A 9,465-nucleotide genomic window follows, 5' to 3' on the forward strand; every position below is an offset into this window, starting at 1 on the left:
CCCCACGGACAAGGAAGGAAAGACCATGACGAAGACCCTGCTCGCCGAGTTCACCGCCCGCGAGGGAACGGAGGACGAGGTCACCCGCCTCATCCAGGAGTACGCCCTGAAGGTGCGCGAGGAGGAGGGCAACCTGGCCTTCGACGTGTACACCAAGGCGGCCCACCCCCGCGCCTACTGGATCTTCGAGGTGTACCGGGACGAGGACGCCTTCCAGGCACACCTGAACGCCCCGTACGGCGGCCCGTTCAACACCGCCCTCACTCCGCTGATCGAGGAGGACGCCTCGGTACTGACGTTCCTCGACCCGCTGGCCGCGCACACCTGACGGGAGTCGGCCGATGCCCGCTCCCCGGAGCCGGGCACGGCGTCGCGGAAAACTCCGGTGCGTCGCCTCGCGCACCTCTGCGATCATCCCCGAATGGCGCACATTTTCGAATCGCTGGTCATCCGGCACACCCATCGCCTGCCCTCCCCCAAGGGCTCCGCGGGGGAAGGCGCCACCGCCGCCCGGCAGCTCGACGCGGCGCTGACCTCCGTGGGCTTCAAGCTCTCCGCCGAGCTGCTGGAGCGGCTGTCAGGGCTGTCCGAGGCCGCGGTCGTGCACACCGCCCGGCGAACGCTGGCCACCGTGAGCGAGATGGTGGGCGACCACGTCCGGCACAACTCCTACTTCATCGACTTCCCGGCGAACGTGCCGGACACCGAGGAGTTCTGGATGCGCTGCGTGACGAAGGCGCTCGCCGACGACACCTCGCGCGGGAACGTCCTGGCACAGCTGAAGCACGGGGTCCTGAACCTGCTCAGCCTCCCGGCGTACGGCCGCTACCAGCACACCTACGAGGAGATGCTCGCGGCACAGGACGAGCTGATCGCCTCGGCGGGGGACCGGGTGACCGTCCTGCACCTCGGACGGGACCTGGACGACGAACTCACCGACCTCTACCTGGCGTTGGCGGGCAGCACGACGCCCCTGGGCGAGGACCACCTGCGCGACCTCAGGATCCTCGCCGAGCGATGCGCCCCCGGCCCCCAGCCGGAGTCGATCCCCGTCCGGGAGAACCGGGCGGTCGTCAACGAGGCCCGCCTCGGCGCCGGCGCCGGCCTCCTGCTGGACACCGTCACCGATGTGCTGCGTCTGGCCTGCGCCCTGTCGGGCGGCGACGTCACGCTCCGGGAGCCGACGCGGTTCCGGACGCTGCCGCGGCCGGTCCGCCGGGGGCTGCTCGCGGGCCTCGACGCGCTGGTCGCGGCGAACCCGGCGAAGCTCGCCGATGTGCACGCGCACCGGGAGCCCTTCAAGCGCCTCGGCGAGCGTCTTCATCCGCACGAGTACCCGCGCTGGCCGCACGCCGCCGACGTGTTCGCCGTGGCCCGGGGTGAGAAGGACGCACGGTCCTTCGACAGCCGCGTCGAGAAGCTGCTCGACGCGTACGACGTCACCGGTGCGGTGCAGCTGTTGAAGTCCGCTCCCGGCAAGCTGTTCCGCGCCCTGGACCTCCTGCTGCGCATCGCCGCCGGCCAGGAGGAGCGGGACGCGGTGGTGGCCGCCGCGGTGGAGGTCGCTCCCGAGGTCTCCGGCCGGGTGGTCCTCTCGGTCCGCGAGCACTTCCACAACCGGGAGCGGGAGTCCGGCGAACCCCGCATCTTCGTCAATCGCCGGGGCCGGGCCTGGGCGGCAGCAGACGGCCGGCCTCCGGTACCGGCCGCGGACCGCGATCGTCTGATCGCCGCCCTCGACGCGGAGATGCGCCGCCGGCTCCCGGCGCCGGGCCGGCTGCTGCTCGACCCCGAGGTCCTCGACGTGGCGCTCCCTCTCAGCGGCAGGGCGACGGCTGCCGGGTTCGGCGTACTGCCGCGGGGTTCGGTCTCGCGGGTCGAGGGCGAACTGCTGCGCTTCTTCGTGCACTGGAAGCAGACGCAGGTCCGCACCGACTACGACCTGTCGGCCCTGCTTCTGCACCGTGACTACAGCACCGACTCCTGGCTCTCCTACACGGCGCTCAAGGCCGTCGGGGGCAAGCACTCGGGCGATGTCACCGAGGCGCCCGACGGGGCCTCGGAGTTCATCGACCTGTCCCTGGACCAGGTGCGCAGCACGTACATCGTTCCGCAGGTCAACATCTACGCGGGCGAGAGCTTCGAGGAGGCCGAGGAGTCGTTCTTCGGGTTCATGCTGCGCGACGGTGAGCAGAAGGGCCGTCCCTTCGAGCCGCGCACGGTGCGGATGAAGTCGGAGCTGCGTGGGGTCGGCCGGGTGGCACTGCCTCTGGTCTTCCGGCGTGGGAACGACGGCACGTGGCGTGCGAAGTGGCTGCACCTGTATCTGAAGGGCATCTCGGAGGCCAACCGGGTCGAGGAGAACCAGGTGTCGGTGTCCAAGGTGGTGCGTGCCCTCGTGGAGCGCGAGCAGCTGACGATGAGGTACCTGATCGACCTGATGTCCCACGACGCCACGGCCGTGGCCCTGTGGGACGGCGGGCCGGTCCCGGGGGAACCCGTGACGTACATCGGTCTCGAACGTCCCGAGGGGCTGCACCCGGACTCCCGGATCATCACCCTCGGAAATCTGCGCGACCTGATCCCGGCCTGAGTGCTAGCGTTGCCGACGGCGAGGCCATGAAGGGGCTTCCTTCTCATTCACTTTCCCTGGGCTCAAGTTCCTTCGCTTTCCTCGCCCTCGACTCCGGCCGGGAGGCGCCCGTGGCGGCGCCTCCCGGTTCTCGTACGCCGGCGGCTCGTCACCGCCAGATGGACTTCAGCTGCCAGGCACGGAGGTTGTCGAGGGTGGCGGTGCCTCCCTCGGCGAACACCTCGACGCCGGTGCTGGAGGGGTCGGGGAAGATCTGGTCGGTGATCACGGCCTCGCCACGGCCGCCGAAGACCTCCACGGACGACCAGTCGACGAGGATGCGCAGCCTGACCTTGCCGTTCTCGGCCTTCAAGGGTGCGGTCTGCACCCCGGGGAAGGTGCTGCTGAAGTCCCCCGCGCCGGACCGGCTGCGGTCGACGTACAGCTCCTGGCCGGCGGTGTCGTAACCGATGACGGTCTCCTCGCCGCCCGCACCGGTGCGGACCTTCAGGCCGAAGCGGTCCGCGTCCTTGAGGGAGAAGGTCGCCTCGATGTCGAGCGCCTTGCCCTTGGCCCCGAGGCCGGACAGGGACTTCGTGGTGCTTGCGACGGTGACGCCGGACGCCTTGGCCGGGTTCGCCCGCCGGAGGGACTCCAGAGGGCCCACCGGCTTGCTGGTCAGCCGGATCCGGCCGTCGACGGTACGCAGGGCCATCTCCCTCGGGACGCTCTGCACGCCGCGCCACGGTGAGGTGGGGACGGACTGGCCGTAGTCCCAGTTGTTCATCCAGCCGATCATGTAGCGCTTGCCGCCCGGCGCGTCCTCCCAGGACACGGCCGCGTAATAGTCCTTGCCGTAGTCGGCCCAGTCGGCGCGCTGCACGACGGACTCGGCGGGCTTGCCGGCCGCCGTGAACCGGTCGGCCAGGACGTGGCCCCAGCCGCCGGTGTTCATGTCGAGGATCTGGATCTGCGCCGTCTTGCCGGCGAACGGGCGCATGTCGAAGGACGCCCAGTCCAGGGTTTCGCTGTCGGTGCCGGTCGCGCTGCGGACGACCTTGCCGTCGACGATCAGGTTGACGGACGTCTCCTGGGAGACGCGCTGGGCCGGGTTGTCGGACATGACGACGTGGTCGACGTTGACGTGGCCCCAGCCGCCGGTGTTGTCGTCGACGATCCGGATCCGCGCCTTCTTGCCGGCGAGGTCCCCGACGTTCCACGAAGCCCAGTTGAGTGCCTCGGAGTCCTTCCCGGTGGTGCTGCGCACGACCTGGCCGTCCACGAGGAGCTCGACGGAGGTCGGGTTGGCCGAGCCGGCCGGGTGGTTGCCGCCGCCGATGAGGAAATTGATGTGCTTCTTGTCGACGGTGAACTCGGGCGACGTGAGGGTGCCGGTGGTCGAGTCGCCGTTGCGGAAGGTGTTGACCAGGCCGCTGCCCAGGTATCCGGAGACCTGCTGCTGGCCGGGGAGGGTGCCGGTGGCCGGTGCGGTGCCGAAGGCGTCCCCGGTCGCCGTCCAGCCGCCGTACGTTCCGCCCTCGAAGTCGGCGAGGACCGTGCCCTCGGGCGGAGTGCCGTCCAGGACGGTACCTGCCTGGTGCGGGTGCCGCCCGCCGCCTATCTTGAAGTTCAGGTAGGGGCTGGTCACGGTGAAGGAGGGGGAGGTGAGGGAGCCGGTCGCGCCGTCACCGCCGTGGAAGCTGTTGGCGAGACCCTTGCCGTCGAAGCCCGAGACGGTTCCCTGCCCGTCCAGCGCACCGGTCGCCGGCCCTCCTCCGAACGCGGTCCCGGTCGCCGTCCAGTCACCGAAGCCGGCTCCTTCGAAGTCCTGCACGACGTCGCCCGTGGGCGGTGTGTAGGTGCCCTTGTCCTCAGGGGTGAACTTCTTGCCGTCGAAGTCGCCGACGAAATACTGGGCGGCCGAACCACCCGCGATGCCACCCGGGTTGAGGTTGACCACCAGGACCCACTTGATGTTCTTCTCGTCGCCGTCGACCGCGAGGGGGAACAGGTCGGGGCACTCCCACACACCACCCGCCGCGCCGGCCGGCCCGAACTCGCTCTGAAGCTCCCAGTCCTTGAGGTTCTTCGACGAGTAGAACAGCACCTTGTGCTCGGCCGACAGCGATACGGTCATCAGCCAGCTCTTGGTCGGCGCGTACCACTGCACCTTGGGGTCACGGAAGTCCCGGGACCCGATGTCGATCACGGGATTGCCCTGGTACTTGGTCCAGGTACGGCCCCGGTCGGTGCTGTAGGCGAGCGACTGGGCCTGCTTGCCGCCGTCTCTGTAGGCGCTGGTGTAGATCGCCACCATGGGCGGGTTCTCCTTCGTGCCGAACCCGGTGGTGTTGTCCCGGTCGACGACCGCACTGCCGGAGAAGACCATCTCCTCGTCGTCGTGCGCGAGGGCGAGCGGCAGCTCCTCCCAGTGCACGAGGTCCTTGCTCACCGCGTGCCCCCAGGACATGTCGCCCCAGGAGTTGCCGTTCGGGTTGTACTGGTAGAAGAGGTGGTATTCGCCCTGGTGGTACACGAGGCCGTTGGGGTCGTTCATCCAGTTCTTCTGCGGGGTGAAGTGGAACTGGGGCCGGTAGGTCTCGGTGTACGCCGGGGCGTCGGCTGCGACGGCCCCGGGGGTGAGCGGGGCGGCCGACAGAGCGCAGACGGTCACCGCCGTCGCCATTCGCATGCGGGCTTGCCGGGATATGCGTACACGGCTCATAGCGGCTCCTTGTCCCGCGGCCGTCCACGCGGCGGTGATGGAAGAACCCTGCGCGACGGCCGAGAAGTGCACCCCGGCCCGACGAAGGCTTCCCCGCCGTCGCCCGAGGTGTCATCGTTGACTTGTGTCATCGATGACAGTGGCTGCCCGATTATGAGACGCAGTCACGTGGCCGCGTCAACGGTCCGGAAGTGATTTGGTCCGGGGCGCCCTGGGGGAGTCGGGGTGTCGGCCGACCGCCTGCCGACCGGGCAAGGGCCATCGGATTCCTGGGCCACCCGTGTGCATTCGCAGCGTGTGTGTTTGCGTTCGCGTCGGCTGGAAAGTGGCTCTGTAGTCATGTGACCGAAAGCCGGGAAAGAGGAGGTCCGATGTCCTCGAAGCGACGTCGCAAGAAGAAGGCCCGCCGTAAGAACGGCGCGAACCACGGCAGCCGTCCGCAGTCCTGAGACTCCTGCGGGCGCGCCGACGTGAACGGGTGGGTGGCATCTGCCACCCACCCGTTCACGTTCGCAGCGGCTTCACGGCTTCACGGTCGCCGGTGCGGTCGCAGCCGGAACACCCGCCCGAGCGCGTCGGCCGGGCGCGGGCTCCGTCTCCCCGCAGCCGCGAGCCATTGCGCTGGGTGAAACGGACGTCGACCGTGGCACCTGCCCCGGCGGACTTCAGCGTGACCGAGCGGGTGGCGGCGCATGCGCCTGCGCGGCTCACGCGGCCCGCGAGAGCCGCGCCCCGGGCACATGGCGTGGTCGAGGACGTCACCCACCCCCATGGGCGACGTCCTCGACCGCTCCCCCGGTGCCGGACTGTGGCTCAGCAGCTGGTGCGCCCGGCTTCGGTCGCCGGCCCCGGTGCGAAGGCGGGCGCCGACGACCGAGCCGGCGAGCAGAAGCGTGCGGTCATGGGCCACAGCCTGCACCGCGGCCCACCCCCGGCGCCTGAGTCGGGGGCTACTCAAGTCGCCCTGTATCAAAGGTGAGTAGCCGCGCTCATGTCTGTGTGATGACTTACGAGAGGGACGCGACGACGCTGGAGCTGCCCTGGCCGTTCGCCGGGCGGGAGGACGAACTGGAGCTGGTCCGCAGGTCGTTGACCGGCGTGCGGCGCGGCATCGTGCTGACGGGCCCGGCGGGCTGCGGGAAGACCCGCCTGGTCAACGAGGCGGTCCGCGGCACCGACTGTGCCCGGGCGGCCGGCACGCCCGAGAGCCGGGCCATCCCCTTCGCGGCGTTCGCGCATCTGCTGCCCGAGTCGGTCACCCTGCCCCGCGCGGTCCAACTGCTGTCCGGTGTCCGCACGCTGCTGGTGGACGACGCGCACCTTCTCGACGACGCCTCCGCCGCCCTGGTCCATCAGCTCGCCGTGCACGGGCGCACCCGGCTGCTCGTCGTCGCCACCGAGGGCGCGCCCGTGCCCGGCGCGGTCTCCCGGCTGTGGACCGGCGAACTCCTGCCGCGTCTCGCGCTGGAGCCGTTGCCGGAGGAGGAGACCGGCCGGCTGCTCACGGTCGGCGCCGGCCCTCTCGACGTGCTCACCCTCAACCGGCTGCACCGCCTGAGCCGGGGCGACCTGCGGCTGCTGCGCGATCTGCTGGGTGCGGTGCGCGGGCAGCTGACCCCGGTCCCGGGCACCGGCGAACGCGCGTGGCGGGGCCCGGGCCCGCTGACCACGGCCGTACGAGAACGCACCGCCCCCGTCCTCGGCCGGAGCTGCCCGCTCGCACGGGAGACCCTCGACCGCCTCGCCTTCGCCGAGCCCCTGCCGCCGGACCTGGACGACCTGGACCTCGGGGCTCTGGAAGCGCTGGAGTCGGACGGCCTGATCGAGGTCGACGACCACGGGGCCGTCCGGCTCGCCCACCCCCTGTACGGGCCGGTGCTCCGGGCCGCGGCGGGCCGGCTGCGGGCCCGTCGGCTGGCCCGGGCACCGCAGGAGTGCGCCGCCGCCCTCGACGCCGAGTGCGCGGCCCTGATCCGCCGGATCGAGCGGGCCGACGTACGGTCGACGGCCGGGCCGGTGGGGGAGTGGCAGATCGCCGAGGGCGGCCCCCTGCCGGGCGGGTACGCCGCCGTGCGCGCCCGCTACGCGTGGCTGCGCGGGGAGGTGCGGGAGGCCGCGGCCTGGGCCCGGGAAGGCCTGCGGAGCGAACCCGCGCACGCCTCCTGCCGGGCGGAACTCCACCGCGCATCGGCGACGGTGGACAGCCCGGGCGATCTCGGCCCGGAGGACTTCACCGACCCCTACGACGCCGTCCGCCTCGGCGCCCCCGAGAAGGCCGCCGACCGGCTCGACGGCGTCTTCGCCCGGCACGCCGACGCCCTCACCCGCGGCGACGGCCCGGACCTGGACGCCGTGGCCGGGGACCTGGAGCGGCGCGGCTTCCTGCTCTTCGCCGCCGAGGCACACGCCCAGGCCGTACGCGCCCACCGCGACCCGCGCGCCGCCCGGCACTCCCGTACCCGGGCCGTCGCCCTGTCCCGGCGCTGCCAGGGTGCCCGCACGCCCGCGCTGTCCGGGCTGGTCCTCGGCGAGCTCACCGCCCGGCAGCGGCAGATCGTCACCCTCGCCGCGGCCGGTCTGACCAACCGGCAGATCGCCGAACGCCTCACCCTGTCGGTCCGCACCGTCGGCAACCACCTGTACAGCGCCTACGCCCGGCTCGGCGCGAGCGACCGCGGCGCCCTGCCGTGGACGGCCCACGTGCCGCAGGCCCAGCCGGCCTGAACCGGACATCCAGGACCGGCGGCCTGACCCGCACAGGGGACGGGTCAGGCCGCCCCGAACGCCGAGAACGCCCACCCCGTGGCCTGGTGCAGGGCGTCGTCCGGCTGGGCGGCGCGGGCGTCGCGCAGCGCCTCCGCCAGGGACAGGCCGGCGTCGAGACCCTTGTGCAGCGCCAGCATCAGCGGCACCACCGCGGCGTCGTTGACCGGTGCGCTGCACGCCACCACCCCGGCCGTGCCCAGCGGCAGCAACGCCGTGACCAGGCCCAGAAGTTCATCGGCGCCGACCGAGGCGAGGCGGGCGGTGTCGCAGCAGGACAGGATGATCCGGTAAGGGCTGCGGTCCAGCCGCTCGAAGTCGTGCACGACGATCGGCCCGTCGGCCATCCGCAGGGACGAGAACAGCGGACTGTCCGCGCGGAACGTGCCGTGTGCGGCGATGTGCGCCAGCGCGGCCCCGTCCAGCTCCTCCAGCACCCGCGGCACCCGCGCCCCGTCCCCTTCGAGAACCGTCGCGCAGCCGTACCGGCCGGCCAGCTCGGGCACCTCGGCACCGCCGGTCGCCAGGCCCGGGCCGCGCACCAGTACATGGCAGCCGTCCGGCGGCGGCGCGGTCTCCCGTGCCCGCAGCCAGCTGCCCGCCGACGGCGACACGCTGAGCACCCGCTCCCGCAGCGACGGCAGCAACGCCCACGGCACCCGGTGCAGCCGCCCCGGCGGCACGATCACCACCGGACCGCCGCCCAGGTGCGCGGCGGCCGGTCCGAGGAGCAGTTCCTCCAGCCGCCGCCCCGTCGCCTCCACCACAGGGAGCCGGGCCTCCGCCCCGGGGTGGGCCAGCCGCCGCAGCCCCGCCTGGACGTGCTCGGCCTCGGTCTCCGCCTCGGCGAGCAGCCCGGCCTCGAACCGCCGCACCCGTCCCCGCCCGCACAGCAGCACCTGCACTCGGCCCCCGAGCACGGCGAGTTCCACCAGCAGCACCTCGTCACCCAGGTGCTCCAGCAGCCGGCCGACGTCGAACCGGGCCCCGTCCCCGAGCGCCTCGCCCCGGATGTGCAGGGTCCGGGAGCGGATCTCCCGCTCCAGGCGCCGCTGTTCCCGCTCCAGCGCCGGCACCGGCCGGCCCTCCAGCCGGGCGGCCTCCGCACGCGAGGCGATCTCACGGAAGGCGGTCATGCCGCTGAGCAGCTCCGGGTCGGCGGGCGGCCGCGTCGGCGGGGTGGACAGCGCCGTGGCCCGCCAGCGCTCGCTCCACACCAGCAGCCGCCGCGGCCCGCCGGAGACCAGACTGGCCCCCTGCGCCAACGCCGCCAGTTCCGCGCCCTGTTCGGTGGCACGCGCCCGCAGCTCAGCGGCACCCAGCGTCATCCGGTGGTCGTCCAGCACGTCCAGGCCCCGCCGGCAGGCCTCCAGCACGCCCCGGGCCGACCCGGCGGCCTGCGCCC

Annotated in this window: 6 protein-coding genes; 4 read left to right on the forward strand and 2 right to left on the reverse strand. The window is 72.3% G+C overall.

Going from position 1 to position 9,465, the window contains the following annotated elements; genetic code table 11:
• Nucleotides 1–25: 25 nt before the first annotated feature.
• Nucleotides 26–328: a putative quinol monooxygenase gene (locus GTY56_RS23360; RefSeq protein WP_161367288.1), complete on the forward strand. Its 303-nt coding sequence runs from the start codon at nt 26–28 to the stop codon at nt 326–328.
• 93 nt (nt 329–421) lie between these two features.
• A complete protein-coding gene (locus tag GTY56_RS23365; protein WP_161367289.1) occupies nt 422–2,593 on the forward strand; it encodes a TerD family protein in 2,172 nt (723 codons plus the stop codon).
• A 148-nt stretch (nt 2,594–2,741) separates the two neighbouring features.
• On the opposite strand, the gene GTY56_RS23370 is transcribed toward GTY56_RS23365, so the two are convergent.
• Nucleotides 2,742–5,297 carry a GH32 C-terminal domain-containing protein gene (locus GTY56_RS23370; protein WP_161367290.1) on the reverse strand — a complete coding sequence of 852 codons (2,556 nt, stop codon included), beginning with the start codon at nt 5,295–5,297 and terminating at the stop codon, nt 2,742–2,744.
• A gap of 371 nt (nt 5,298–5,668) precedes the next feature.
• Between GTY56_RS23370 and GTY56_RS41620 the strand changes: the two genes are divergently transcribed.
• On the forward strand, nt 5,669–5,746 hold the full coding sequence (locus tag GTY56_RS41620) for a 50S ribosomal protein bL37 (protein WP_370443954.1): 78 nt from the start codon (nt 5,669–5,671) through the stop codon (nt 5,744–5,746).
• Between the two features lie 553 nt (nt 5,747–6,299).
• Complete coding sequence (locus tag GTY56_RS23375) at nt 6,300–8,021, forward strand: LuxR family transcriptional regulator AbsR2 (protein WP_161367291.1); 1,722 nt, start codon at nt 6,300–6,302, stop codon at nt 8,019–8,021.
• A 44-nt stretch (nt 8,022–8,065) separates the two neighbouring features.
• Here GTY56_RS23375 and GTY56_RS23380 read toward each other — a convergent pair.
• The coding region (locus GTY56_RS23380) for a CHAT domain-containing protein (RefSeq protein ID WP_161367292.1) at nt 8,066–9,465 on the reverse strand (1,400 nt) is incomplete at its 5' end.

This window comes from Streptomyces sp. SID5643, assembly GCF_009872555.1.
Classification (GTDB): domain Bacteria; phylum Actinomycetota; class Actinomycetes; order Streptomycetales; family Streptomycetaceae; genus Streptomyces; species Streptomyces iakyrus.

Excerpts from the sequence above, each read along its gene's own strand:
- GTY56_RS23370 (WP_161367290.1), bottom strand. The coding sequence starts at position 5,297 with ATGAGCCGTGTACGCATATCCCGGCAAGCCCGCATGCGAATGGCGACG.
- GTY56_RS41620 (WP_370443954.1), top strand. The coding sequence starts at position 5,669 with ATGTCCTCGAAGCGACGTCGCAAGAAGAAGGCCCGCCGTAAGAACGGC.
- GTY56_RS23365 (WP_161367289.1), top strand. The coding sequence starts at position 422 with ATGGCGCACATTTTCGAATCGCTGGTCATCCGGCACACCCATCGCCTG.
- GTY56_RS23375 (WP_161367291.1), top strand. The coding sequence starts at position 6,300 with ATGACTTACGAGAGGGACGCGACGACGCTGGAGCTGCCCTGGCCGTTC.
- GTY56_RS23360 (WP_161367288.1), top strand. The coding sequence starts at position 26 with ATGACGAAGACCCTGCTCGCCGAGTTCACCGCCCGCGAGGGAACGGAG.